We start from the raw sequence: 25,514 nt of genomic DNA on the forward strand, positions 1-25,514 counted from the left end.
AGTTTTATTGGGTGTATGCCGTTGCTTCAACTTCAATAAGCATGTGTTCTAGCGCAAGGCGCGGCACAGGAATAAGTGTACAGGCAGGAAAAGGATGATTTTTCCATAAATTTTGCATAATTTTAATCAAAATTTGATGTTTTTCGACCGAGTGGTCAACAACTAAAACTCTCAATACAGCAATATTGCTAAGCTCTGCATTGGCTGCTTTTAAAGCATGTTGAATATTATCAAAAACTTGGTTCGCTTGTTCTTCAAAACTTGGGCTTAATTCACCTTGGGAATTTTCGCCTCCTTGACCTGCTACATGAATAATATTCTTAAAGCTTTCCACTACAGCAACATGACTATAAGCGTTAGGAGTTGGGTTATATAAAGTTGATGGATTTATGATTTTAAAAGTTTCTTGACTCATTGGAACTCAACCGTTCATTAAAATTTAGATGAGTATCCAACCTCAACTTAAGTTGAGGTCAAGAGGATTTAATGTTTTAGTCTTTTCTTTCTAAGTGTAATCATCATGACGCCGACAATATTAAGAAGGCAGCCGACCCATTGCCACATATTGAGATGTTCATTTAAAAAAGCAACGGCAAGCAAAATCGTTAAAACTGGTCCAATTGAAGCAATCATTGCAGATTGAGAGGCACCTAATCGTTCAATACTTTGCATGAGCATAACGGTAGGTAACACGGTAACTAAAAAGCCTAAGCCAATGCCATACCAAATTACACTAGAAGGGAGTTGTAATAGAAGTTGAATAGGATGAGGTGTGCTTAGTGCGTAATGAGTTAATGTACCGATACAAGCCACAGTTAAGGCTAACCCTGTGAAATTCCAAGAGCCAAATTTCTTAATGAGAGGTGGCGTCAGCAACAAATAGCCGGCGAAAGCCACGGCACTTGCAAATACGAAACTTGTCCCTAACCAGAAGTTGCCCTGAATTGGTGCGTTGTTGTGCTCCTGAAGCATAACCAGCACGGTTCCACCATAACTAAGAAAAATGGCAAAGAAACTTTTTACATCTAATTTTTGTTTGTAGAGTAAGCTTGATACGATGACTGTAAGCGTGGGATATAAAAATAGAATAATTCGTTCTAAAGAGGCGCTAATAAACATGAGGCCCATGAAATCGAGCCAACTTGCAAAGTAGTAGCCTAATAGACCGGCAAAAATTAAAATTAGCCAATCCTTCTTTTTTATGCCCTGATTATGATGCCTGTTAAACCAGCAAATTAATAGAAAGAACGGTAAAGCGCTTAACATGCGTAAAGCCATCAGGACTGTACCGTCTACTAATGGAGAAAGGGCATAAGTCTGTTTAATAAAGATTGCTTTTGTACTGAATAGAAACGCAGAGCAAAGAGCAAAAAAAGACCCGATTTGAAACGAAGATAAAGAAATTTTCATATACAGGATTGTATAAGAGAGACTGTTGTCTGCAAAAAAAGAAAAATCCTCCTATGTTACACCTCTAAACAAATATCGTGAATCATCAGTTCAAAATATGGGTATTTATTAAATAAATAGTGGGTGGTATTTTAAAAAAGTTCAATTAGAATCCAAATTCTGTACAAAGAATACACATGGGGGAAACATTGCAGCTTGCAATGTTTTTGACAATGAGAAATTAGCTTGAGGAACGCTCATGCAGATCGGAATCCCAACCGAAACTGTCGTCGGTGAAAATCGTGTAGCTGCTACGCCAGAGACAGTAAAGAAGTTGATTAGCGCTGGTCATAGCGTTGTGATTGAACGTGGTGCTGGTGTAAAGGCTGCGTACATTGACAGTGCTTATGAACAGGTCGGTGCAACCATTACGGATGATGCCTATACGGGTAGTCAAATTATTTTGAAAGTTCGCGCACCACAGGGCGGGGAAATTCAGAAACTTGCAGCAAATACTGCTGTTGTAGCAATGTTTGATCCTTATCGTAACACCGAGCTAGATCAGTTTGCGAATCAACAAGTGTCTGCTTTTGCTTTAGAACTGCTTCCTCGTACGCTTTCTCGTGCACAAAACATGGATGTGTTGTCTTCTCAAGCAAACTTAGCTGGTTATAAGTCAGTTTTACTTGCTGCTGCTGAATATCAACGCATGTTCCCAATGCTTATGACTGCTGCGGGTACTGTAAAGCCTGCGCGTGTTGTGATCATGGGTGTTGGGGTTGCTGGTCTTCAAGCGATTGCAACTGCAAAACGTTTAGGTGCAATTGTTGAAGCGACTGACTTGCGTCCTACAGCAAAAGATCAAGTTGAGTCTTTGGGTGGTAAGTGGTTAGACGTACCAATGTCTGAAGAAGAGCAACAACGTGCAGCAGATGCCGCTAAAAATGGTTATGGATGGATGCCGGGTGAGCAATACATCAAAGACCAAGCTGCGATTGTAGATAAAGCTGTTTCTAATGCTGACATCGTGATTACTACTGCATTGTTACCAGGTCGTGATGCACCACGTTTAATTAAAGCTGAAACTGTTGCCAAGATGAAACCGGGCTCTGTCATTTTAGATATGGCTGTTGAAACTGGTGGTAACGTTGAAGGCTCTAAAGTTGGTGAGACTGTGTTTACAGAAAATGGCGTGAAAATTTTGGGTGTTCCAAATATTCCAGCAACTGTAGCAACAGAAGCTTCTGCATTGTATGCGCGTAACGTTTTTAATTTCGTAGAGACCCTATTCGACAAAGAGAAAAACTTTGCGATTAATCAGGAAGACGAAATCCAAAAAGCCCTATTAGTCACTCATGGCGGTCAAGTACTGCTTAAGCGTGGTTAAGGAGATTTCTCATGGTTGAAACTATTACAATTTTCGTCCTTGCCATCTTCGTAGGTTATTACGTGGTTTGGGGTGTTACGCCAGCTTTGCATACACCACTTATGGCAGTAACTAATGCGTTGTCATCTATTATTGTGGTAGGTGCGATGTTGCAAACTGTAGGTCTGCCAGTTTTAGGTGTAGATGCTAACGTTGCATTTCAAAGTGTGAATGTGGTGAGCGTACTCGGTGCGATTGCAGTATTTTTGGCAAGCATTAATATTTTCGGTGGCTTTGCAGTAACTGCACGCATGCTGGAAATGTTCAAGCCTAAGCAAAAGAAATAAGAGGGCTTTGACATGGAATTTATTCAAGCAAATGCAAACTGGTTGTACCTTGTTGGCGCAATCCTCTTTATCTTGACGCTTCGTGGCTTATCTGGTCCTAAAACAGCAATTCAAGGTAACCGTTACGGTATGATCGCGATGGCGATTGCAGTTGTAACAACCTTCTTTGTTGCGAATAACCCAGTTATTTGGATGATCGTTGGGGCAATGGTGTTAGGTGCAATCGTGGGTATTGCGCGTGCACGTACAGTGCCAATGACGCAAATGCCGGAAACTGTTGCGCTTATGCACTCATTAGTGGGTTTGGCTGCTGTTTTAATTGCGATTGCTGCAATTTTACATAACAACCAACTTACTGAACTATTTGCTCAAAATGAGGCGGCTTTAACAGCAGCTGGCGTGCAGCATGCACACATGAGTAAGGTTCACTTATTTGAATTGTTTGTTGGTTGTTTCGTTGGTGCGATTACCTTTACTGCATCTGTGTTTGCGTATGGTAAATTGGCTGCGAAAAAATGGGCTAAAACAATTTCTGGTGCATGGGTTAAACCTGTTCAAGCACTTATCTTTGTTGCGATGTTGGCTTGTGGTTTCTACTTCTTTACAACTGGCAACATGACTGCTTTCTGGGCAATGACAGCACTTGCACTTGCATTTGGTTGGGTTTGGATTGCACCAGTGGGTGGTGGTGATATGCCTGTAGTGGTATCGCTTCTTAACTCATTCTCTGGTTGGGCAGCGGCAGGTATTGGTTTTACTCTTGAAAACAACATGTTGATCGTTGCGGGTTCGCTTGTAGGTTCATCTGGTGCGATTCTGTCGTACATCATGTGTAAAGCAATGAACCGTTCGATCATCAATGTATTGTTTGGTGGAGCAATGGGTGGTGCAGCAGTTGCATCTGCAGATAAAGGTGAACAAGTTCAACGTAACTACCGTTCAGGTTCTGCTGATGATGCTGGCTTCTTAATGTCAAATGCGGACAGCGTTGTGATTGTACCAGGTTATGGTATGGCGCAAGGTCGTGCACAAAATGCTGTAAAAGAGTTGTGTGAAATTCTAAAAGAGCAAGGTGTTCGCGTTCGTTTTGCAATTCATCCGGTTGCGGGTCGTATGCCTGGTCATATGAACGTACTACTTGCTGAAGCAGACGTAGCATATGAAGACATTTTGGAAATGGATGAGATTAACTCAGATTTCCCTGCAACTGACGTAGTACTTGTAATTGGTGCAAACGACGTTGTAAACCCAGCTGCGAAAGATGATCCAAGCTCACCGATTTATGGTATGCCGATTCTTGAGGCTCATAAAGCGCGTACAATCATGGTGATTAAGCGTTCTATGGCAACTGGTTATGCTGGTCTAGACAACGATTTGTTCTATAACGAAAAAACAATGATGATCTTTGGTGATGCTAAGAAAGTTGTTGAAGATATGACAAAAGCAATTAACGGTACAGGCCACTAATTTGCTTTGAAATAAAAAAACCACCTTCGGGTGGTTTTTTATTTGAGCTGGTTTTTTAAAGAAATTTTTCTACAAGATCCATAGATTGTTGATACAGGTCACGTGCCAGTTGCTGATTTTTAGCATGTGATGATTTCCAGTCTGGCATATGTGCACTGACATATTCGCCATTACGGTGTTGCCATGCTTCAGAAGTTGCCATTTCTGTAATGAGATTTGCTGGAACTGAGGTTGGCACTAAGCCTAATTTCATCGCTGCATAGACAGGTTTGGGTAAGTCTCGATAAATATCAGAAGCAACACCACCCGGGTGTAATGCATTATTGGTAATTGAACTTCCAGCTAACTGTTCTGCTAATGCATTGCTGAATAGTAAATTCGCAAGCTTTGATTGACCATAATAGAACAGGGGATTGTAAAAACCTTCTGCACGAAACTTGTTGGGTTTAATTGAGCCCACCCAGTGGGCAATAGATGCAAGATGGATAATACGTGCTTTTGGAGATTGTTTTAAAACTGGAAGTAATTTTTGAGTAAGTAAAAAATGACCTAAATAGTTAACCCCAAATTGTTGCTCAAAGCCTTCATTGGTCAATTGTTTGGTTCTGGCAAATAAGCCTGCATTATTAATGAGTACGTCAAGATTGCCATATTTATCTGCAATTTCATCTGCTGCTTTTCGGGTTAACTCAAGATTGTTTAAATCGAGAGAAACTAAATCGACTTGGCCTTTATTGAGTGAGCGTAGTTTGTTTTGCGCCTCTTGCGCTTTTTGTGGATTTCGGCACGCTAGAATGACATGTTGTCCTTGTTTAACGAGTTGTTCGGCTGTGGCAAAGCCAATGCCCGTATTGGCACCTGTAATTAATATCTTCACTTTCTGTACTCCGGTTATGCTATTTATTGGTGAGAACTTTCAGAAAATATATAGTGCTGCAAATCTGACAATTTGTCATGTCAATTTTGGATATATGTGATGTTTGGCTGTTAATAACTAAAGTCAAACGGCTGATTCGAATGTTTTTTTGATACTAAGAGTGTGAAATGATGAAGAGAAATCAAAAAAATCATACACGAGAAATTCATGGCAGAACAAAGTGTCCTTGTGAAAGTGGGAGAACATACGCGCAGTGTTGTAAACAAACTGATCTAAAGTGGTGTGTTAATGATAATGGAATGGTGTTGAAAAAAATTTCATTAACAGATGAGCCAGTAAAACTTTTACAACAAGCTGAAGAACACTTCTTTCAAGTGTTTGAAAGGAAGCCTCATAAAAATGATCCAGTATTTCTCGCTAAATATCTGCTCTCGGATGTTGATATGCAGCGTGAAATGGTTAGGGTTATGGAAAAGGCTGAAATAGGGCCTGAATTCATTTACGCTTATCAAAAGACGGGTGGGCTTTTATTGACAGAGGAAAATGAAAAGCTAGCAACAGGCAAGGATTTAGAAGATTGGAATAATGCAATTGATGAGTATTTTAGTGGTGTTTCAAAAAAATTAAGTAAATTAGAGATTTTATTCCAATCTTTTACTGAGGAGATTTTCGCTTGTATTATTCGTATTGGTTATATTTTGGAGAATGCAATATTAAAGTCAGCAATAAAAGAAAAAAGTTCAAGTAAATTTTTTACTGTGGATGACTATGTGCTCTTACATGTAACGCAGACTGCAAATACTCTTAGGGCGATTGATGTATTGTTAAATGAAAGAATGAGTGGTAATAGTTTGCCTTTAGTGAGACATATATATGAAAATTATATCCATATTGTTTTTGCGCTGAATTGTCCTGATCAACTTATAAATTTAATTGATGTACCTTTGGGGTTGTCTCAAGGAGTATATGTATATGGTAAAAATAATAAGGGAGATGAGGATAGAAGAGTAATTATTAGAAAGTCTGATGGAAAGAAATTTAAGGGACATATTTCAAACTATTTAATGTTAAATAGTAGTAAATATAAAGAAGATACTTTGCTATTTAATTTTTTATATAAGTTTTTATCAGATTACACACATCCATCATTAAATAGTCTTTCTTTAAGAGTAGATAATGATGGTCAAATAGATCATTTGAAAAATAGTTTAGAAGAAGAAGCTAGGTTTTATTCGATATGCTTTTCGGGGGTGGTTCTAGATCAAATGAGAAGCTTGAATTGTGTTTCAAAAAGAGCAAAAAGAGATATTGTGGTGATAGTACGGAGAATTGCGAGAAAAGCTAATGAATTGTTGGATGAGCTATATGCTAACGAGAAACCTGAGCATATCAGTATATTACAAATTAGAATGTCGAAATTGGGACACTAATTCATCTATTTATAACTCTCAAATAAACAAAAAAGCGGCTCAAAAGAGCCGCTTTTTTTAAAAGCAAAATTTTAAGCAACCGACTCTGGAGCGGTACGCCATAAGCTTTCTAAATCATAGAATTTACGAGCTGTTGGTAGCATTACGTGTACTACAACAAAGCCAAGATCAATTAAGATCCATTCTGCATCTCGTTCACCTTCAACGCCAATCGGGCGGAAACCGGCTTTTCGAGCTTCTTCTGCAACATTGTCAGCAAGTGCTTTGACATGGCGAGTAGAAGTACCACTTGCAATTACAATAGCATCAGCGACATTGCTAATTGAGCTAACATCTAACTGGAGAATATCTTTTGCTTTTACATCAACTAAAGCGTCGTGGACGACTTTGAGACAAGCTTGTACGTCTTTATTTGAGGTGTTCATTGCGAAATCGTGAGAATTAGACACGCTGGGCGATGGTTCTAAATTCATATAGGGTATATTTTCCTGACAATTACTCACTATCTAATATAGTGGTTTTCGCACTAAATTTCAAACAGAAGTCGTAACAGTTTATATATTTACATCATCAGAAAAGTATTTTTTCTTCCATGTAAACGACTGATTTGAACCATTTTCAGGTTTATATTCCGCTGCAATATAGTTCTGATATGAACTTTGCTTTAACCAAGAAAAAATTTGTTCATAAGGAATTTGAGCTGTATCAGGCTCATGGCGGCCCGGGCAGTCTGCAAATTGAATATGACCAATTAAGTTAATGTTTTCTTGTAAACCCTCAAGTACATCTTCACCCATCATGGCCATGTGATAGCAGTCATATTGCATTTTGAGGGCAGGGTGATTGACTGCTTCAAGCATTTCTTGGCCCTGCGCAATGTTCTGCACCAAAAAGCGAGGCATATCCGTGCCATTAATCATTTCAAAAACGGGTTCTATATCATGTTCACTGAGTAAGTTGCAGGCAAGTTTTAAATTGGCTGCTAGTGTTTTTAAACAAGGAAGTAAGTCAGCATCTAGTGGTTGCTTACCCGCCAAAATATTAACACGAGGAACGTTTAAAGCCGTGGCATAGCTAATAGCCAATTCTAATGCCTCATGGAAAGCTGTTTCTTGGCCGGGAATGCCTGCTAAACCGTTTCCGCCTTGCATAAGATCACCTGCAGGCACATTAATTAAACAAAGGCTGAGGTTGTAGTGTTCGAGTTGAGTTTGAATATCTGTAATAGACAATTCATAAGGAAATTGAATTTCGACATATTCAAAGCCCTGAGCATGGGCCAGAGCAAAGCGTTCAATTAAAGGAACTTCTGTAAAAATCATGGATAAATTGACTGCAAGACGACCCATACTCAAACTCCGTTTATTTTTGCTCTATTAATTGAATCATAGTAGCTAAATCTTTCTCGGCAAAGCCATTTTTTTGGTGAGTTTGTAGCTGTAATAGAGCTTTTTGTGCAACTGGGATATCTAAATTAACATTGTTAGCCAATGTTACTGCGTTGTTAAGATCCTTTGATAATGTTTGAACTTTCCACTGAACAGGTTCAAAGGTATGAGTTGCCATACGTGGGGTGAGAATTTGAAAAGGTTTTGAATCTGCAAATCCACCCGCTAAAGCTGGAGCGAGCAAAGTCGTATCTACACCTGCTCGATCTGCAAGAGCAACAGCTTCTGCAATAAGCGCACTGTTGGCTGCAACAATGAGTTGATTGCAGATTTTGGTGGCTTGGCCAGTTCCTGTATCTCCCATCCGTGTTACACGTTGAGATAAAACATTATAAACAGGCGTTAATTCTGTAATGGTTTGAGCATCACCACCTGCAAAAATAACAAGCGTGCCTTGTTCTGCTCCAGCTGTTCCACCTGATACAGGTGAATCAATCCAAATAACGTCATGTGTGGCAGCAGTTTGAGCAAGCGTTTTTGTTGCAGCAACAGATAAGCTCGAGAAATCAACAATTACCTGTTTAGCTTTTAAGTTCGGCTGAATTTGTTCAAATACTGCCTCTACGGCTTTGTCATCTGCTAGACAGATTAAAATAACAGGATATTCGCCAATATTTATAAGATCTAGAGGCTGTGCGCCGATATCAATCAGTTCTTCACATGCAGAAGGGGTTCGATTCCAAACCGCAACTTGAAAGCCAGCTTGAATAAGGCGGGTTGCCATGCGGCTCCCCATAAGCCCTATACCTAAAAAAGCAATAGGGGTGTTGCGATCAAAATTCATAATCTAAGCTCTTTATTTATATTGGCGTGGTAAAAAATTAACTTCCGGATGTTTGTCTTTTTTACGAGCAAGTTTGCTATTTTTACCAAGTAATAATTTAAGTTGCCAGATTTTTTCTAGACGCAATGACTTTTCAGGTTGGTGTTCCATTGCATCAAGTACACGTTTTGCAGCAGTGAGAGCATCGGGTGAGCGTTGTAACATTTCAGTGGCAATTTCATTTGCTTTTTCTAGCGGAGAGTCACTTAAATGAGTTACAAGACCAATTTCTTTTGCATAATTTCCATCGAAAACACGAGCGGTTAAGGTGAGTTCTTTTGCAAGATCAACGCCAATTAGTCCCTTCAATGAACGAGTAAGTCCCATGTCTGGCACTAAGCCCCAACGGCTTTCCATAATCGACATTTTTGTGTCTGGATGAGAAATTCGAATATCAGCTGCTAAGGCAAGTTGCATTCCGGCACCAAAACAATATCCTTCAAGTGCCGCAATTACAGGTACAGGTAAATTTTGCCAAATAAGAAATGCTTTTTGGAATAAGCTTTGTCCGGGTTTCACTAGCTCCCAAATGGCAAAGGCAGAATTTTTTGGATTATTCAGATCAGATAAATCAATTCCGGCACTAAAAACTTGTGCTTCACCTGTCAAAATCACACAACGGATATCTCTATCTTTTTTAATGGCTTTTGCTGTTGAAACGAGTTCTTTGAGAAGGGCAAAACTCATGGCGTTACGTTTATCAGGACGGTTTAGATAAACTGTTGCAATGCCATTATTCTTTTCAATACGTAAAAGTGCCATGAAATTCCCGCTTATTTTTTTATCGATAAGCGGAGCATAACATGGCTGTAATTTGGAAACATGACAGCTCAGTCATACCATTTGGTAGATATGCTAGTCAGGAATCACCAAGATTTGATGAGCAGCACTTTCTACTTCTTTCACTACAAGTCCTAACTCATCAAAGCGTCTCATAACTTCTTCAATAAAGCTTTCATCTGCTATACGGCGTTCTTTGCGTAGTGTTGAAATAAATTGCTCAAAATCACCTGTCACTTGTTGCAGTTTTGGAGTACCTACATAGCGGGTAGCACCATAAAGACGATGTAAAACATGCTCAAGTTGAGGGAAGTCTTCAAGCTCGATGAGCTGCTGCATTTCGTCTAGCTCAGTTGGGAAACTATCAACTAACATTTTAAGTAAATCTTGAGCAAGATCTTCTTTGTTTGCTGCAAGCTGCAAGCTTTGTTGCCAGTTTAGAATTTCTGGGTCTAATGCTTCTGCAACGACATGATGGTCTTTATCTGGAGCTTTTGCTGTAAAGTTGTTTTTAGTCCATTGCGTTAAAATCTGAATAATTTGTTCCATTTGAATTGGCTTAGTGACGTAGTCATTCATGCCGACTTTGAGAAGTTTTTGTTTTTCATCGGCAAGGGCATGGGCTGTTAATGCAATAATTGGAAGTTGCATTTCACCATCTAAAGTCGACTCTAATGAACGAATAGCACGCGTGGTATCAATACCTGACATAACAGGCATTTGAATATCCATAAACACTAAATCAAATGGTTTGAGTTTCTGATCGATTCGCTCTTGAATCAGATTAAGCGCTTCTTGACCACTGATTGCTTTAGTTGTTCTAACGTTAAGTTCACCCAGTAGAGCTTCTAAAACAATTAAGTTAGGTAAATGGTCATCCACTGCCAGAATGTGTAAACCCTGACCATTGAAATCTTGTTGTTCCTCTTCAAAAATAGGTTGATCATTTAGTAATTGAATGAGTCCGCTTCGGCTAAGCGGTTGATAGAGAGGGCGAGCACGATATTCAGTGAGCATGTTTGGCTCAAGCGTCATTTGATAGCCATAAACTGCCAAATTACCTTGATAACGACTACGAATTTCTTTTAATAACGCCTCAGTATCACCACTATGGTCAACAATGAGCCATGTATTATCTTTCTGATCAAGATGTTTTAAACGACTAAATAAGTCCAGAATCGATTGTGTCTCGATGTGAGGAACATGATAGTTTTCAAGGTAGTAACGTAAAACACTCGCTGTAGCAGGGTGCGCAAGATAAGACACCACTTGTAAATGTTCAAAGTGTGGGTGTTCGATCTCGTAATCTTCATCTACTACAAATTGTGCGGTAAACCAGAAGGTTGAGCCTTTTTCTGTTGGAGCACGTTCCTGATTATCTTCAAAGCCAATTTGGCCATGCATGAGATGGACAAGCTGTTTAGAGATCGCAAGACCTAAACCTGTACCGCCAAATTGACGTGTAACGGATGCATCACCTTGCGAGAATGATTCAAATAATTTTTTACGATCTGTACCGCTTAAACCAATACCACTGTCTTGAACACTAAAATGAAGTAGGCATTGTCCGATATCATCATGTTCCATACGAACACGAACAATAATTTCGCCATCTGGAGTGAACTTAATCGCATTCGAAATCAAGTTAGTCAGAATTTGTTTGAAGCGTAAAGCATCACCAATCACTTGTTGTGGAATATTGTCGGCATAGTAAAAAGCCATAGCGATATGCTTTTGGGCAGCCAGTGGAGACAGCATATCCATGACATCAAAGACGGCTTCTTCTAAATCAAACGGCGCTGTTTCGAGCTCTAATTTACCAGCATCAATTTTTGAGAAATCTAATACATCATTAATTAATGCCAATAAATGGGCTGATGACTTGCGAATAGTTTGCAGGTAAAGATTTTGTTCGTTATTTAGATTTTGTTGACGAAGTAATAAATGAATAAAGCCATCAATACTGTTTAAAGGCGTTCGAAGCTCATGACTAATATTGGCAAGAAAAACCGATTTGGCTTGGTTCGATGAAATCGCTTGGTCACGTGCTTGACGATAGGTAATGTTTTGAACTTCTAAGGTATCTAGTGTTCTGCGTAAGTCTTCTTCGGTTTGTTCGGTGTGTTCTTTTAACTCTAAAAAGCTAAAGTGTAAGCGTTTAACAACGTTTGCAATATCTCGCTGTAACAAGCGCAATTCACCCGTACTGTTAATAACCATATGCTGGTCCAACGTGTCTGCATTTAAACGTTGCAACTGCATGCGAATTTCGTACATCGGCGCAATCCAGCGACGCGAATAAAAATTCAAGCAAAGTAAAAGTAACAATAAGGTCATTAAGCCAGTAATGACGAGGGCAATCAAAATACGGTAACGTGCCAATTCCAGTGGCTGATTGTCCATCTCAATCACGAGCCAGACAGGTGTTTTTTCTGGTGTATCGCTAATACGAAGTCCATAAATATTGTTGTGGTTATAAGAGATTGGACCAAAAAAATTATTTTTTTCAGTAAAATTTGGCCAGTAACGATTGTCTCGATAACCGATACTTAAATAGGTTTGGCCGTTACTATCAATTAACGCAGCACGCTTTAGATTTTTTTCATTAAACATGCTTTGCATGATGTGCTGGGCATGGTCATATTCATCGGGTTGTAGTTCGACTAGGTGGTATAAATCTAGTGCGATTTGATTATAGCGAGCTAAAATTGCTGAGGCATGATGTAGCTGTTGTTGTTTTACTGAATGTGAGGTTTCAGTTAAAACCAGAAAAGCACCAACACACGTTAAAATCATAATGGGCACAAAAATAAGAGCAATCAATTGCCCATATGCATGATTCAGACGTAAGCGTTTCGATAAGGTTTTATTGAAATTAGACATGGCTACATCAGATTTATCTCTCTGTACGGCATCTTATCACGCTTTATTTTAAAACAGACGGCATTTTATAAATGACCGAGCTTTAATCGCTTTCATGAAAAAGCATATTGAAATGGGTGCAGTACCGAGCATTTTTTCATACAATAGGCCCACCTCGATATAGGTGTTGATCATGAGTAATACACAACCTGATTTTTTAGCCGACGAATTTTTGTTAGATCACTATGTAGGTAAGACACCTCTAGTTCGTTTGCAGCGATTAGCTTCTCATACGCAAGCGATAGTTTTAGCAAAATTGGAAGGTAATAATCCGGCAGGTTCTGTAAAAGACCGTCCTGCATATAACATGATTATGCAGGCAGAAAAACGTGGTCAAATTAAACCGGGTGATACATTAATTGAAGCAACCAGCGGTAATACAGGTATTGCGTTGGCTATGGTTGCGGCAATGCGCGGCTATAAAATGAAACTTATTATGCCGAATAATATGAGCCAAGAGCGTAAAGACGCAATGTTGGCTTATGGCGCAGAGCTGATTGAAGTAACACCGCAGCAAGGTATGGAAGGTGCACGTGATTTAGCCTTGCAAATGGAAAAAGAAGGTAAAGGTCACGTTTTAAATCAGTTTGGTAATCCTGATAATGTTGAAGCTCATTATCTAACGACTGGTCCTGAAATCTGGAAGCAAACAGGCGGTAAAATTACCCATTTTGTGAGTTCAATGGGTACAACCGGTACTATTATGGGTGTTTCTAAATATTTAAAAGAACAAAACCCAGATATTCAAATTGTTGGTTTACAGCCAGCAGACGGATCAAGTATTGCCGGTATTCGCCGTTGGCCAAAAGAATATTTGCCTACTATTTTTGATAGTAGCCGTGTGGATCGTATTATTGATATTCCACAAATTGAAGCTGAAAAAACTATGCGTAAATTAGCGCGTATGGAAGGTGTTAGTGCTGGTACATCTTCAGGCGGTGCAGTTTGGGCATCAATCAAAATTGCAGAAGAAAATCCAGATGCTGTTATTGTTTGCATTATCTGTGACCGTGGAGATCGCTACTTGTCTACAGGTCTGTTTTCAGTACAGGACGATAACTCATAATTGAGAGAAATAATGCGTTTCCCTACCTTAGTTTTTGATATTGAAACTTTAACTGATTTAAAAGCGGGTGCGCATTTATATCATCTTGATTTACCTGAAGCCGATGTAGAGCAAGCATTGACGAAAATCCGTCGCCAAGAATCTGGTATGGATTTTCAGCGTTTGCCTTTACATGAAATTGTTTGTATTTCTGGCTTATGGATCGATGAGTCTGGTTTTCGATTATTTTCTTTTAGTCGAGAACACTATTCTGAAGCAGAAATTTTGCAAAAATTTCTATCTATTTTTGATAAGCGCCATCCGACTCTAGTAAGTTGGAATGGTTCGCAATTTGATTTACCAGTTATCCTATTTCGGGCTATGTATCATGGGCTATCTGCCCCCGGTCTGTTTGATCAAGGCGAGATTGATAGCCAGAAGCGTTTTAATAATTACCAAAACCGTTATCACCATCGCCATATAGACTTAATGGACGTTATGGCAATGTTTAATGGCCGTAATTTTCAAAAGCTTGACGATATTGCCTGTATTTTAGGTTTGCCGGGTAAGCGTGGTGAGTCGGGTTATCATGTGCCTGAATATGTTCGTAATCAACAGTGGTCAAAATTAACGAGCTATTGTGAAGGAGATGTGCTCAATACATGGTTTATTTATTTGCGTTGGTTAGTACTAAAAGGTCAATTGAATGCAGATGAACATAACCACTGGATTAGTTCGAGTATTGAATATTTACAGACTATGCCACAGCAAGCCGATTTCCTTGAAGTATGGGAACGTACTTCGAAACATACCGAATTTACTTCTCACTATTTTAATTCTTCAGATTTTTAGGTTCATTCTTTGAAACAACAAGCCAAATCTCGCAACCTCCAACAACCCGAATATATTTTTCAGGTGGAAACACTTTCTCATGAGGGGCGTGGAATTGCGCATTATGGTTCTCATCCTGAGCACCCTGCAGATAAGCATGGCAAAAAAGTTTTTATTCGTTATGCATTGCCAGGAGAAACTGTAAAAGCTCGGATTACCCATCAAGCGAAGCGTCTTGAAGAAGCTGAAATGTTGCAGTTGTTAGGAGAACCTTCAGCACATCGTATAGAGGCAATTTGTCCTCATTATGGTATCTGTGGTGGATGTAGCATGCAGCATATTCATCCTGATGAACAAATCCGTTTAAAACAAAATGTACTCCAGTCACATTTACAGCATTTTGCAGGTATTCAACCTGAACAGTGGCTAGAACCGATTCGATCTTTACAAAGTGATTATCGTCGTCGTGCTCGAATAGGCGTGCGCTATTTGCCAAAACCAGATCGCTTAATCATGGGTTTTCGTGAACATCATAGTAATCGTCTAACTTCGATCCATAGCTGTAGTGTTTTGGATAAAAACTTATCAAATAGTCTTCCTGAGCTACGCACTTTACTCCAAAGTCTAAAAGGCAAAGCGCACATTGGTCATGTAGAATTAGCAAAAGGTGATAATGAAATTTCTTTATTGGTTCGTCATGTAGAAAAATTAAACAATTCTGATGTCAACCAATTAAAGCAATTTGCGTTACACAAAGGGTGGCAGTTGTATTTGCAACCTAAAGGTCCTGAAAGCATTCATCGTATTGATGATGAACAAGGTGCTTTACGTTTACACTATGCCTTCGAAAGGTTTAATGTAAATTTTGCTTTTTCGCCATTGGATTTTACTCAGGTCAATGCCACAGTAAATGAACAAATGGTTCAATTGGCATGTGAATTGCTTCAATTGCAACCAGGTGAAAAGGTACTTGATCTATTTTGCGGTTTGGGCAATTTCTCACTCCCGTTAGCACGATGTGTTGGTGAGAGTGGTCAGGTTGTCGGTGTTGAAGGGAGTGAAGAAATGGTGCAGCGAGCAACAGCTAATGCGAAATGCAATAGTTTGGTGCAAGCAACCTTCTTTTCACAAGATTTAACAAAAGATTTTTCGCATCATTCTTGGGCAAATCAAGGATTTGATGCATTATTGATTGATCCTCCTCGTGCTGGTGCATATGAAATTATGCAGTATGTATCAAATTTTGGAGCAAAAAGAATCGTTTATGTATCATGTAATCCAGCTACACTGGCAAGGGATGCGGGTGTTTTGGTCCAATATGGTTACCAGTTAAAAAAAGCAGCAGTGATGGACATGTTTACGCATACCGAACATGTTGAATCCATTGCACTATTTGAAAAAATTCAAGAGATAAACGATTAAAAACATGAGTTACATATTGAGGAGAATGGTATGGTCACAGTACGTGAACAGTTACCTGAACAACTAACCGAGTTGTCAGAGGAAACGACTGTAGAGCATGCCGCCGAAACGCAAATCGGTTTAGCCTCATGGTTGGATCGGGTGCGTGAAATATTAGATGGGGCGGAGCTTGAACAACTTGAAAAAGTCGCTCATTTAACCCTGCAAAAAGAGTTAGATTCAACGGTTAATCATCGTTCCAATACTTTTGCTACAGGCGTTGGAATGGCCGACATTCTGGCACATCTCCATGTAGATGAAGATACTTTATCAGCAGCAATGCTTTATCGTAGTGTGCGTGAAGGCATTACCGATATAGAAGAAGTAAAACAGAAATTCGGGGAGCAAGTTTACAACCTTGTCAAAGGTACTTTGGCAATGGGTAAACTCTCAGAACTTATTGAAAAAAATAAACGGTTAGAAGATCACTTTAATAATAATCAACGAGAACATCTAAGCGGCATTTATAAAATGCTGATTTCGGTGACCGAAGATGTTCGTGTTGTTTTAATTAAGTTGGCTGAGCGTACTTATTCTTTACGTGAGTTGGCGAACTCATCACGTGAGCGTCAAGAGCGTGTCGCGCGTGAAATTCTAACTATTTATTCGCCGTTGGCACATCGACTTGGTATTGCTCAGCTTAAATGGGAACTTGAGGATCTAGCATTTCGCTATTTGGCACCAGATCGTTATAAAGAGATTGCTTCTTTATTAAATGAAAAGCGTTTAGAGCGTGAGCATTATATTCAGTTCGTCATTGATCGTTTGAAAAATGAGTTAGCGTCTTACGGCATCGAAGCTGAAATTACAGGGCGCGCAAAACACATTTATTCGATTTATCGAAAAATGAAGAGCAAAAACCTGAGCTTCGACCAACTTTATGACATTCGTGCTTTGCGTGTGTTGGTCAATAGTGTGCCAGAGTGTTACCACTCTTTAGGTATCGTACATCAAATCTGGCGTCATATTCCGCATCAGTTTGATGACTATATTACCAATCCGAAAGCCAATGGTTATCGTTCTTTGCATACGGCTGTAATTGCTGAAAACAAATCTCTTGAAGTACAAATTCGTACTCATGAGATGCATGATGAAGCAGAGTTAGGCGTATGTTCACACTTTAACTATAAAGAAGGTTCAAAGAATACCGACCATTCCTTTAACCATCGTTTGCATTCATTACGTGCTGTTTTAGAACACTATCAAGAACGTAATGAAACGACGGTACATCAAAACGAAGATGAAACAGAAGGCTTTGAACAGTTACAAGACTTTGAAGGCTTTGAGAAGATTTATGTTTTCAGTCGTGATGGTGATATTAAAGAATTGCCGCGTGGTTCAACAGTTTTAGATTTTGCCTATCATGTGCATACAGAAGTAGGGAATAAGTGTTATGCAGCGCGGGTCAATCAGCGTTATGTGCCACTTACCTATACTTTAAAAACGGGTGAACAGGTTGAAATTTTAACTAAAAAAGATCGTGAACCAAACCGTGACTGGTTGGTGAACTCTTTGGGTTATATCAAAACCTCTCGTGCACGTGACAAGTTGCGTCATTGGTTTAGACAGCAAGACCGTAGTAAGAATCTTGAAGTAGGCCGAGAACTGCTTAATAAAGAGTTGGCTCGTCTTGCGATTCACCCAAAAAGTATCGACCTAAACGATTATTCATCACATTTTAATGTGAAGACCGGCGACGACATTTTGGTGAATTTGGTCAGTGGCGATATTAGCTTACATGCCCTGATTAATCAGGTGAACCGCCAAATGCATCTAGATCAGGATGAGCCTGAACTAGTACTTAAACCAACGTTAAATCCGCGTGCTAGCCATACGCTATCAGCACATGGCATTTTAATTGATGGTTTAGATAATGTAGAGCTGCACATCGCTCAGTGCTGTCAGCCGGTACATGGTGAATCAATCGCTGGATATATTACTTTGAACCGTGGTGTCAGCATCCATAAAGTCATTTGTTCTGACTATCAGCGGATGATTAAGCAAGAGCCAGAGCGTGCTGTTGAAGCTGATTGGGAAATGCAGCCAACACGGGGTCAAAGCGTTCAGATTGTGGTGGAAGCATATGATCGTCGTGGTCTGCTTAAAGACTTAACTCAAGTGATTTTCTCTGACCAAATCAATATTCGTCAGGTTAATACAATTTCTGAGGCAGATGGTATTGCTAATATGAAGTTGCTCATTGAGGTTAAAGGTTTAGCGCAGCTTTCTCGTTTATTGGCTCGCCTAGAGCAGCAACCTGGAATCATTAGTGCGCGACGCATGATTCAAGGCGTTTAATAAATTAAGTAAAAAGGCTGTCAAATGACAGCCTTTTTATTGCAAATTACTTTTTAGATAAATAAATATTGGTGAGTCGATTTAGAAACTGAGGGCTCAACGTTGATAGTTGATAAAGTAGTTTGGTTTTTATACCCACTGGAGTGTGAGTAGGCGTCCAAAAATGAGCCTTTTTCTCTACAAGCGTAAGCACCTGCTGAGCAATATCATTGGGGGTTAAATCTATCCCCATATTTTGAATTGTGCCTGCATCCATATTGTTAACCATTGCAGTTTGCACAAATAGCGGCATCACATCTAAAACGCGAATACCATATTTTTTCCATTCCACATCTAAACCTTCAGTAATTCCGCGAACTGCAAATTTACTAGCTGAATAAGAAATCAAATCAGCTTGCCCATAAATTGCAGAGGCTGAAGAGAGGTTGATAACGCGTGCAAAAGACGCTTGCTTTAAGTAGGGTAGAGCAGCGTGACAACCATTGATTACGCCGTTTACATTAATATTTATTGTTCTTTGGTGAGCTTTAATATCAGTCATTTCAAACGCGCCAGAATATAAAATACCTGCATTATTTACCAAAATATTAAGTTCACCAGCCCATTCGGTAAATTCTTTTAATGTGTATTGCCACTGGCTGTAATCACTTACATCTAGATAGCCGGCACGGGCATTTGGCCCTAAGTCATTTGCTAGTTCCTGAGCAAGCGATTCATTAATATCGTAAATGCCTACTTTATATCCTTGTTTGTAGAATACGCGTGCAATTTCAGCCCCAATACCTTGAGCGGCACCACTAATCAGAATACTGTATCTCATCTTTTTTCTCTTTGTCAGTACAATAGTGCGACTGATTTAATCGCTTTGATTTTGATCATAACAAATTAAAATCTTAGTTTGACTGACCGACTTTTTAAACTTGAGGGTTACCATGGATAAATTGCTTAAAATCATGCAAGAGTTACGTGAAAAATGTCCGTGGGATCAACAACAAACCCCAATGTCACTGACTAAATATGCGATTGAAGAGGCGTATGAAGTCGAGGCGGCCATCCGTCAAGGTGATATTAATGAAATTAGAAATGAACTAGGCGATTTGTTATTGCAAGTTGTGTTTCAATCACAAATGTTTAGTGAGCAAGGCGCTTTTAACTTTCAAGATGTTGTTGAGGCAATAAGTGAAAAGTTAATACGCCGTCATCCCCATGTTTTTCAGGCAGATCAATTTAATACTTTAACACCCGAACAAGTAAGTGAGCTTTGGAAACAAATTAAGCAACAAGAAAAACAAGGCAAGCGGCAATCAAGATTAGATGAAATTAAACATGGGCCAGCTCTGTTACAGGCACAAGAAATTCAAGCAAATGTAGCTAAGGTTGGGTTTGATTTCGAAACGGTAGAAGATGCTTATGAAAAACTAGAAGAAGAGTTGGATGAGTTTAAGCAGGCCCTAAAAAATCAAAATATTGATGAAATTCAAGACGAATTTGGAGATTGCCTGTTTTCATTAGTCAATGTTGGACGTAAACTTGCGATTTCAAGTGAAACATCACTTTTATCGACAATACATAAATTTAGAAGCCGTTTTGCTTTTATTGAAGATCAAGCGCAAAAACAGCAAAGAACATTAGAGGACATGACCTTGTTTGAAATGGATGAATTGTGGAATCAGGCAAAGCGGCAGTTAAAGTTAGGGGAAAAAACACATGCAGCTCAGCATGAATCTTTGGAAGAATAAGCACAACATTTTCATTGTTTTATTTTGGAGCCTGATTTCTTCAACCTTTGTTCAGGCTCAATCTTTTGATCAAAATTTTAAGGAGTGGAAGGCTAAACAGCAGATGTGTGATCAGAAGTTGAGCATGCAACAAGCCTCTCATTCTAATAGTCCAAAAAGCTCAGTTATGACTGATTCGTCAGGGCAAATACACTTGAATCAAGCCAATATTGATGAGCTCCAAAAGCTAAAAGGTATTGGTGAGAAAAAGGCTCAGGCGATTGTAGAATACCGTCAAAAGAATGGCGGCTTTAAAAATATTGATGAATTTAAAAATGTAAAGGGTATTGGTCCAGCCATTTTTGAAAAGAATAAAACGCGTTTGACTTTATAAATCATCTGTCTGTCAATTATCATTTCATGCGCAAACTACAGAGAATCAAATTGCCCTTTGTGTGCGTTAGAGCTATGATTAGCGACAACTTGTTATTTACGTCCTGACGTAGGAGACAGCGTCTTTTGCAAACCTTGCGAGCGTCAAAATGTGGTTTGTCCACAGCCCAACTTCCTTCTTCGATTTTAGATGTGATCGATAGCCTGACTAAAGCTGGCTATGAAGCTTATATTGTTGGGGGTGGTGTCCGTGATTTAATGCTAGGGCTTAATCCTAAAGATTTCGATGCAGTCACTAATGCAACACCTTCCCAGATTAAAGAAGTTTTTGGCCGACGTTGTCGAATCATTGGCCGTCGATTTGAATTAGCACATGTCTATTCAGGGCGTGAGCTTATTGAAGTTGCAACTTTCCGTGCTCCTCCAAAAAAAGCAGTCACTAGTGCTTCGGGCATGATTTTACGTGACAATAACTGGGGAACAATCGAACAAGACTTTGCTCGCCGTGACTTTTCAATCAATACGCTATATTACCAACCGCGTAAGAGTATTGTGCTTGATTTCTGCAAAGCAATTGACGATGTAAAAAATAAAACTCTACGTTTATTAGGTGATCCGGCACAGCGCTTCGAAGAAGACCCTGTGCGTATGCTGCGGACTTTACGTTTTGCAGCGAAGTTAAATTTTAAAATTGATTCAGATATTCTCGATATATTTGATGCAGAGATGACGCAACTATTGCGTGATGTTTCTCCGCATCGTTTATATGATGAATCTCAGAAGCTCTTTACAATGGGGCATTTGGCGCGTGTTTTGCCAATGTTGATTGAGTTTGGTGTTTGGAAACAACTCTTTGCCGATATTCAGCCTAACCTCACTCCATTTATTTTAAGAGCAGCAAAGAATACAGATCAGCGTATTCAAGTGGGTAAAACAATCAACCCTGCATTTTTCTATGCAGTCTTATTGTGGCAACCATTTTTAGAGCGTTGTGAATTTTATTTATCTAAAGGTGTGGTACCAGCTGAAGCGCGTGCACAAGCTGGTTTAGATGTCTTAAAACGTCAGGCAACACGCACTGTGATTCCTCGTTTTGCAGAAACTTTTATTCGTGAAGTTTGGGAAATGCAGACCCGTTTGCTTAATCCGAAACCACAGCAAATTGAAGCATTGGCTGGACATGCGCGTTTCCGTGCTGGTTTTGACTTCTTGTTACTTCGTGAAAAGTCAGGTGATGACACGACACAGGGAATGGGAAGCTGGTGGGAAGCCTACCAAGAAATGTCGAATGACGAAAAAGAAGCTGCAATTAGCCAGTACAATCGTCAGAAAGCTAGAAACCGTCGTAAAGCCGTTGCTGAACCTGTTGAAAACAATAAAGTTGAGACGGAAATCGAACCTTTGGTTGATATTCCTGAACCACGCAGCCGTCGTGGGAAAAAAGAACGTGCTCGACAAGAACAATCGATGGGTCGTTTCGTTGAAAAAGCCTCTGCTTCAGAAGCTGGGGTGATGAGCGACCATCCGATTTTGAAGCGTAAGCGTGTACAACGCGATTTAAGCCAAGTTATTTTTGGGCCAACGCAATGACAACGAAGACCTATATTGGTTTAGGAAGTAATTTGGGTGATTCGCGCCAAATCTTATCTGAAGCCATTGCTAAGCTTAAAACTTTAGGTGGAGTGAAAGTTTCTAAACTTTATCAAAGTCCACCTATGGGGCCTCAAGATCAACCAAATTATTTAAATGCAGTTGCAGAGCTAAATACAGATCTCATGCCTTTAGATTTGTTAGACCAGTTACAACGATTTGAGCAAGAAGCTGGTCGTGTACGCGTTCGTCGTTGGGGAGAGCGTACCTTAGATCTGGATTTGCTTATATATGGTGATGAAAAAATTCAAAATGAGCGCTTAACTGTGCCACACATTGGAATTCTAGAGCGAGATTTCGTTGTAATTCCTTTATTAGATTTAGACGCTGATTTACATATTAATGATCAGCCACTTAAAAATTTAGAACTCATACAGCAGCCCACGCTGACTGTACTTGCTGATGAGTCTTGGGCTTAACGCCTGACTTATTACGTTCTGCAAACTCCTGTAGAGGATACCATCATGATTAGTCTAAGTGACTTAAGAAAATTTAAAGCCGAAGGACGTAAGTTCTCTTGTCTAACTTGTTACGATGCGAGTATGGCAAAAGCAATGGAACTTGCTGAAATTGATACAATCTTAATTGGTGATTCTCTTGGAATGGCAATTCAAGGTCGTGACTCAACTTTACCTGTAACTGTTGAGGACATGGCTTATCATACGGCGGCGGTGCGTCGCGGTAACCAGCATGCTTTGATTATGACTGACTTACCATTTATGAGTTATGCCACCTTAAATGATGCTTTGCAAAACGCAAGAACAGTTATGCAAGCTGGTGCCCAGATGATCAAAATCGAAGGCGGCGCTTGGCTAAGTGAAACTGTACAAGTGTTAACTCGTAATGGTGTACCTGTGTGCGTACATTTAGGTTTAACTCCTCAATCTGTACACGTATTTGGCGGTTACAAATTACAAGCTAAAACACGTGAAGCAGCTGATCAACTTATTGCTGACTGTACGGCAGTGGTTGAAGCAGGTGCGGCAGTTCTATTGCTTGAATGTGTTCCTGCTCAGTTGGGACAAGAAATTGCTGAACTATTTCCAAATACACCTGTGATTGGTATTGGTGCGGGTAATGCGACTGATGGTCAGGTACTTGTAGTACAGGATATGTTGGGTTTAACTTTTGGTCGAGTTGCGCGTTTTGTCCGTAACTTTATGAAAGAACAATCTGGCGAAACAGCAATCCTAGACGCTTTTAAAGCTTTTCATGCTGCTGTGCAGGACCAGTCATTTCCAGCCAAAGAACATACTTTCCACGTTGAGCTGTAATTCATGAAAACAGAAACCACCATACAAGGTCTTGCAGCTTCTTTAAATCCTGCTAGAGCTGCGCGTAAAATTATTGGTTTTGTCCCAACCATGGGAAATCTACATGAAGGACATCTTACACTTGTTCGTGAAGCGAAAAAGTTATGTGATGTTGTGGTTGTTAGTATCTTCGTAAATCCAACTCAATTTGGACCGGGTGAAGATTTTGACAACTATCCTCGTACTTTAGAACAAGATAGTCGTCTATTGGCCGATGTAGGGTGTGACATTATTTTTGCACCATCAGTTGAGCAAATGTACGGTACTCAGCCACGTTTAACCAACATAAGTGTCAGCCAAATTACTGATGCTTTATGTGGTAGTTCACGTCCTGGGCATTTTGATGGCGTAGCTTTGGTGGTCACCAAACTCTTTAATATTGTGCAACCTAACTATGCTTTCTTTGGTCAAAAAGATTACCAACAGTTAGCAGTGATTCGCCAGTTTGTACAAGATTTAAATATCCCGCTAGAAGTAATTGGTGTGCCAATTGTTCGTGCAGCAGATGGCTTAGCTCTTAGTTCAAGAAATGGTTATTTAAGTCCAGAGCAACGTCAGGTCGCTCCGGTTATTTATCAAAGTTTAAAGCAAGCTGAGCAGCAGTTACATCAAGGCAAAGATCTACAACAAGTTTTAGAAGATATCAAAACTCAGTTGACAGATAATGGGTTTGTTGTGGATTATGTCGAAGCTCGTCAGTCAAATCTGTTACCTGCTACTCAGTTTGATCGTGATATTGTGTTGTTCATCGCGGCAAAATTGGGTGCAACTCGTTTGATTGATAATTTAGAAGTTGCCTTTACACTCCAATAAACAGATCAAAGGACAGCCATGCCATGAAGCGTATACTTATCGTGACAGGACAGTCTGGTTCAGGAAAATCTTCGGCTCTCCAAGTGTTAGAAGATTTGGGCTATTACTGTATTGATAATTTGCCTTTGGCATTGCTGCCCGAAATTGTGGCAAAGCTAGATCATGAAAATAATCTAGAGCAGTTGGCACTAGGTGTGGATGTTCGAAGCACTCGTGCAGATATGCAAGAGTTCGACCATGTTTTTGAGCAACTACAAAAACATGGCACAGTTGATGTGATTTATCTGACTACGCAAGATCAGGATTTGATTGCACGTTTTAGTGCATCGCGTCGTCCCCATCCATTGGCCAATCGTTTTAAAAGTCTGTTGCAATGTATTCATGAAGAAAAGCAGTTACTGCTGCCAATTCAGTTCCGCGCTACAGTTCATATTGATACAACGGATAAAAGTGTTCATGATTTAAAGCATATTTTACTGTCTAAATTGGGGCAGTCAGATAAGCTCATCGTGATATTGCAGTCATTTGGATATAAACATGGCATTCCTTTAGATGCTGATTATGTTTTTGATGTACGGCATTTACCAAATCCGCATTGGGATTTAGAATTGAGACGTTTTTCTGGTTTGGATGAGCCAGTAAGACTATTTTTAGAAGCAAGTCCGCAAGCAAACGAAATGTTTGATGATATTCTTCACTTCTTAAAAAAATGGCTTCCAGCATTTGCTGAAGGACATCGTCACTATATGACGATTTCTATTGGTTGTACTGGTGGTCAACATCGTTCCGTTTATATCGTAGATAGACTAAAACAAGCACTTGAGGCAGAATGGTCTGTTCAGGTCTTACACAGAGAAATGAAGCACTGGTCATGATAGACACAACTGTTGATGTAATTAATAAACTCGGTTTACATGCTCGTGCATCAGGAAAACTGATAGAGGTCACTACAAAATTTCGTTCGTCGATCCAAATTGGAAAAGGCGATCATTTAGTAGATGCAAAAAATATTATGTCTTTGCTGATGTTAGGTGCAGGTAAAGGGACCACTTTACGATTGGTCATTGATGGTACCGACGAAGAGCAGGCATTAAATGAAGTACAGGCGTTATTCGCCGCAAAATTTTATGAGGCAGATTAATC

25 protein-coding genes are annotated in these 25,514 nt (G+C 39.6%); 16 read left to right on the forward strand and 9 right to left on the reverse strand.

Translation table 11 applies throughout. The features are described from left to right. Positions 1-4 precede the first annotated feature (4 nt). A complete protein-coding gene (locus J580_RS18895; protein ID WP_017399913.1) occupies positions 5-415 on the reverse strand; it encodes a RidA family protein in 411 nt (136 codons plus the stop codon). A 68-nt stretch (positions 416-483) separates the two neighbouring features. After that, on the reverse strand, positions 484-1,410 hold the full coding sequence (locus tag J580_RS18900) for a DMT family transporter (RefSeq protein WP_017387604.1): 927 nt from the start codon (positions 1,408-1,410) through the stop codon (positions 484-486). Positions 1,411-1,648: 238 nt separating this feature from the next. Between J580_RS18900 and J580_RS18905 the strand changes: the two genes are divergently transcribed. Genes J580_RS18905 through J580_RS18915 form a run of 3 tightly spaced genes read left to right on the forward strand, consistent with a single transcriptional unit; the run spans position 1,649 to position 4,569 of the window. Then, positions 1,649-2,776, forward strand: a complete 1,128-nt coding sequence (locus tag J580_RS18905; protein ID WP_002117245.1) for a Re/Si-specific NAD(P)(+) transhydrogenase subunit alpha — start codon at positions 1,649-1,651, stop codon at positions 2,774-2,776. A gap of 11 nt (positions 2,777-2,787) precedes the next feature. Continuing rightward, the gene (locus J580_RS18910) at positions 2,788-3,102 is read left to right on the forward strand and encodes a proton-translocating transhydrogenase family protein (protein ID WP_000230434.1); all 315 of its coding nucleotides are present in this window, start codon (positions 2,788-2,790) and stop codon (positions 3,100-3,102) included. Positions 3,103-3,114: 12 nt separating this feature from the next. Then, positions 3,115-4,569, forward strand: a complete 1,455-nt coding sequence (locus J580_RS18915; protein ID WP_002117259.1) for an NAD(P)(+) transhydrogenase (Re/Si-specific) subunit beta — start codon at positions 3,115-3,117, stop codon at positions 4,567-4,569. 55 nt (positions 4,570-4,624) lie between these two features. Here J580_RS18915 and J580_RS18920 read toward each other — a convergent pair whose 3' ends face one another. Continuing rightward, positions 4,625-5,446, reverse strand: a complete 822-nt coding sequence (locus J580_RS18920) for an SDR family NAD(P)-dependent oxidoreductase (RefSeq protein ID WP_032005280.1) — start codon at positions 5,444-5,446, stop codon at positions 4,625-4,627. A 167-nt stretch (positions 5,447-5,613) separates the two neighbouring features. Here J580_RS18920 and J580_RS18925 point away from each other — a divergent pair, with 167 nt between their 5' ends. Next, positions 5,614-6,876 (forward strand): SEC-C domain-containing protein, encoded by a 1,263-nt coding sequence (locus tag J580_RS18925; protein ID WP_032005282.1) that lies wholly within the window; start codon positions 5,614-5,616, stop codon positions 6,874-6,876. 71 nt (positions 6,877-6,947) lie between these two features. Here the strand turns inward: J580_RS18925 and rsfS are convergent, their stop codons facing one another. The 5 genes from rsfS to J580_RS18950 form a co-directional block, all read right to left on the reverse strand. After that, positions 6,948-7,349, reverse strand: a complete 402-nt coding sequence (rsfS, locus tag J580_RS18930) for a ribosome silencing factor (protein WP_001047580.1) — start codon at positions 7,347-7,349, stop codon at positions 6,948-6,950. A gap of 81 nt (positions 7,350-7,430) precedes the next feature. Then, positions 7,431-8,225, reverse strand: coding sequence for a hydroxypyruvate isomerase family protein (locus J580_RS18935; protein WP_032005284.1), 795 nt, complete (start codon positions 8,223-8,225; stop codon positions 7,431-7,433). A gap of 13 nt (positions 8,226-8,238) precedes the next feature. Beyond that, positions 8,239-9,108 carry an NAD(P)-dependent oxidoreductase gene (locus J580_RS18940; protein WP_002117186.1) on the reverse strand — a complete coding sequence of 290 codons (870 nt, stop codon included), beginning with the start codon at positions 9,106-9,108 and terminating at the stop codon, positions 8,239-8,241. A 12-nt stretch (positions 9,109-9,120) separates the two neighbouring features. Next, the gene (locus tag J580_RS18945) at positions 9,121-9,909 is read right to left on the reverse strand and encodes a crotonase/enoyl-CoA hydratase family protein (RefSeq protein ID WP_032005285.1); all 789 of its coding nucleotides are present in this window, start codon (positions 9,907-9,909) and stop codon (positions 9,121-9,123) included. A gap of 93 nt (positions 9,910-10,002) precedes the next feature. After that, the gene (locus J580_RS18950; protein ID WP_032005286.1) at positions 10,003-12,810 is read right to left on the reverse strand and encodes an ATP-binding protein; all 2,808 of its coding nucleotides are present in this window, start codon (positions 12,808-12,810) and stop codon (positions 10,003-10,005) included. Between the two features lie 172 nt (positions 12,811-12,982). Between J580_RS18950 and cysM the strand changes: the two genes are divergently transcribed. From cysM to J580_RS18970, 4 genes are read left to right on the forward strand one after another with little or no spacing between them, the layout of a single operon-like run. Next, the gene (gene cysM, locus J580_RS18955) at positions 12,983-13,915 is read left to right on the forward strand and encodes a cysteine synthase CysM (protein ID WP_002117176.1); all 933 of its coding nucleotides are present in this window, start codon (positions 12,983-12,985) and stop codon (positions 13,913-13,915) included. 12 nt (positions 13,916-13,927) lie between these two features. Beyond that, positions 13,928-14,746, forward strand: a complete 819-nt coding sequence (locus J580_RS18960; RefSeq protein ID WP_014208392.1) for a 3'-5' exonuclease — start codon at positions 13,928-13,930, stop codon at positions 14,744-14,746. A 9-nt stretch (positions 14,747-14,755) separates the two neighbouring features. Then, positions 14,756-16,147 carry a 23S rRNA (uracil(1939)-C(5))-methyltransferase RlmD gene (gene rlmD, locus J580_RS18965; protein WP_014208393.1) on the forward strand — a complete coding sequence of 464 codons (1,392 nt, stop codon included), beginning with the start codon at positions 14,756-14,758 and terminating at the stop codon, positions 16,145-16,147. Between the two features lie 30 nt (positions 16,148-16,177). Then, complete coding sequence (locus J580_RS18970) at positions 16,178-18,484, forward strand: RelA/SpoT family protein (RefSeq protein ID WP_002117181.1); 2,307 nt, start codon at positions 16,178-16,180, stop codon at positions 18,482-18,484. A 46-nt stretch (positions 18,485-18,530) separates the two neighbouring features. On the opposite strand, the gene J580_RS18975 is transcribed toward J580_RS18970, so the two are convergent. Further along, positions 18,531-19,304, reverse strand: a complete 774-nt coding sequence (locus J580_RS18975) for an SDR family oxidoreductase (RefSeq protein ID WP_032005288.1) — start codon at positions 19,302-19,304, stop codon at positions 18,531-18,533. 112 nt (positions 19,305-19,416) lie between these two features. Here J580_RS18975 and mazG point away from each other — a divergent pair, with 112 nt between their 5' ends. The 8 genes from mazG (at position 19,417) to J580_RS19015 (ending at position 25,512) form a co-directional block, all read left to right on the forward strand. Beyond that, positions 19,417-20,223 carry a nucleoside triphosphate pyrophosphohydrolase gene (gene mazG, locus J580_RS18980; protein ID WP_002117253.1) on the forward strand — a complete coding sequence of 269 codons (807 nt, stop codon included), beginning with the start codon at positions 19,417-19,419 and terminating at the stop codon, positions 20,221-20,223. Beyond that, complete coding sequence (locus J580_RS18985; protein ID WP_032005289.1) at positions 20,192-20,596, forward strand: ComEA family DNA-binding protein; 405 nt, start codon at positions 20,192-20,194, stop codon at positions 20,594-20,596. Before mazG ends, J580_RS18985 begins: the two co-directional genes overlap by 32 nt. A 125-nt stretch (positions 20,597-20,721) precedes the next feature. Further along, complete coding sequence (gene pcnB, locus J580_RS18990; RefSeq protein WP_002117192.1) at positions 20,722-22,185, forward strand: polynucleotide adenylyltransferase PcnB; 1,464 nt, start codon at positions 20,722-20,724, stop codon at positions 22,183-22,185. Continuing rightward, a complete protein-coding gene (folK, locus tag J580_RS18995; protein WP_002117282.1) occupies positions 22,182-22,664 on the forward strand; it encodes a 2-amino-4-hydroxy-6-hydroxymethyldihydropteridine diphosphokinase in 483 nt (160 codons plus the stop codon). Before pcnB ends, folK begins: the two co-directional genes overlap by 4 nt. Positions 22,665-22,709: 45 nt before the next feature. Beyond that, positions 22,710-23,519 (forward strand): 3-methyl-2-oxobutanoate hydroxymethyltransferase, encoded by an 810-nt coding sequence (gene panB, locus J580_RS19000; RefSeq protein ID WP_002117298.1) that lies wholly within the window; start codon positions 22,710-22,712, stop codon positions 23,517-23,519. A 3-nt stretch (positions 23,520-23,522) separates the two neighbouring features. Further along, a complete protein-coding gene (gene panC, locus J580_RS19005) occupies positions 23,523-24,371 on the forward strand; it encodes a pantoate--beta-alanine ligase (protein WP_032005291.1) in 849 nt (282 codons plus the stop codon). A gap of 23 nt (positions 24,372-24,394) precedes the next feature. Then, a complete protein-coding gene (gene rapZ, locus J580_RS19010; protein ID WP_002117179.1) occupies positions 24,395-25,246 on the forward strand; it encodes an RNase adapter RapZ in 852 nt (283 codons plus the stop codon). Then, the gene (locus tag J580_RS19015) at positions 25,243-25,512 is read left to right on the forward strand and encodes an HPr family phosphocarrier protein (RefSeq protein WP_000567533.1); all 270 of its coding nucleotides are present in this window, start codon (positions 25,243-25,245) and stop codon (positions 25,510-25,512) included. The genes rapZ and J580_RS19015 overlap by 4 nt, the downstream gene beginning before the upstream one ends. Positions 25,513-25,514 lie beyond the last annotated feature (2 nt).

This window comes from Acinetobacter sp. 1542444 (genome assembly GCF_000581835.1).
Classification (GTDB): Bacteria; Pseudomonadota; Gammaproteobacteria; order Pseudomonadales; family Moraxellaceae; genus Acinetobacter; species Acinetobacter pittii.

What these genes read in the sequence shown, in the direction of transcription:
- J580_RS19015 (WP_000567533.1), top strand. Translation starts at nt 25,243, where the DNA reads ATGATAGACACAACTGTTGATGTAATTAATAAACTCGGTTTACATGCT.
- J580_RS18940 (WP_002117186.1), bottom strand. Translation starts at nt 9,108, where the DNA reads ATGAATTTTGATCGCAACACCCCTATTGCTTTTTTAGGTATAGGGCTT.
- J580_RS18970 (WP_002117181.1), top strand. Translation starts at nt 16,178, where the DNA reads ATGGTCACAGTACGTGAACAGTTACCTGAACAACTAACCGAGTTGTCA.
- J580_RS18945 (WP_032005285.1), bottom strand. Translation starts at nt 9,909, where the DNA reads ATGGCACTTTTACGTATTGAAAAGAATAATGGCATTGCAACAGTTTAT.
- J580_RS18985 (WP_032005289.1), top strand. Translation starts at nt 20,192, where the DNA reads ATGCAGCTCAGCATGAATCTTTGGAAGAATAAGCACAACATTTTCATT.
- folK (WP_002117282.1), top strand. Translation starts at nt 22,182, where the DNA reads ATGACAACGAAGACCTATATTGGTTTAGGAAGTAATTTGGGTGATTCG.
- J580_RS18975 (WP_032005288.1), bottom strand. Translation starts at nt 19,304, where the DNA reads ATGAGATACAGTATTCTGATTAGTGGTGCCGCTCAAGGTATTGGGGCT.
- J580_RS18895 (WP_017399913.1), bottom strand. Translation starts at nt 415, where the DNA reads ATGAGTCAAGAAACTTTTAAAATCATAAATCCATCAACTTTATATAAC.
- rapZ (WP_002117179.1), top strand. Translation starts at nt 24,395, where the DNA reads ATGAAGCGTATACTTATCGTGACAGGACAGTCTGGTTCAGGAAAATCT.
- rsfS (WP_001047580.1), bottom strand. Translation starts at nt 7,349, where the DNA reads ATGAATTTAGAACCATCGCCCAGCGTGTCTAATTCTCACGATTTCGCA.
- cysM (WP_002117176.1), top strand. Translation starts at nt 12,983, where the DNA reads ATGAGTAATACACAACCTGATTTTTTAGCCGACGAATTTTTGTTAGAT.
- panC (WP_032005291.1), top strand. Translation starts at nt 23,523, where the DNA reads ATGAAAACAGAAACCACCATACAAGGTCTTGCAGCTTCTTTAAATCCT.
- J580_RS18935 (WP_032005284.1), bottom strand. Translation starts at nt 8,225, where the DNA reads ATGGGTCGTCTTGCAGTCAATTTATCCATGATTTTTACAGAAGTTCCT.
- J580_RS18925 (WP_032005282.1), top strand. Translation starts at nt 5,614, where the DNA reads ATGATGAAGAGAAATCAAAAAAATCATACACGAGAAATTCATGGCAGA.
- panB (WP_002117298.1), top strand. Translation starts at nt 22,710, where the DNA reads ATGATTAGTCTAAGTGACTTAAGAAAATTTAAAGCCGAAGGACGTAAG.
- J580_RS18960 (WP_014208392.1), top strand. Translation starts at nt 13,928, where the DNA reads ATGCGTTTCCCTACCTTAGTTTTTGATATTGAAACTTTAACTGATTTA.
- mazG (WP_002117253.1), top strand. Translation starts at nt 19,417, where the DNA reads ATGGATAAATTGCTTAAAATCATGCAAGAGTTACGTGAAAAATGTCCG.
- J580_RS18900 (WP_017387604.1), bottom strand. Translation starts at nt 1,410, where the DNA reads ATGAAAATTTCTTTATCTTCGTTTCAAATCGGGTCTTTTTTTGCTCTT.
- J580_RS18915 (WP_002117259.1), top strand. Translation starts at nt 3,115, where the DNA reads ATGGAATTTATTCAAGCAAATGCAAACTGGTTGTACCTTGTTGGCGCA.
- J580_RS18905 (WP_002117245.1), top strand. Translation starts at nt 1,649, where the DNA reads ATGCAGATCGGAATCCCAACCGAAACTGTCGTCGGTGAAAATCGTGTA.
- J580_RS18950 (WP_032005286.1), bottom strand. Translation starts at nt 12,810, where the DNA reads ATGTCTAATTTCAATAAAACCTTATCGAAACGCTTACGTCTGAATCAT.
- J580_RS18910 (WP_000230434.1), top strand. Translation starts at nt 2,788, where the DNA reads ATGGTTGAAACTATTACAATTTTCGTCCTTGCCATCTTCGTAGGTTAT.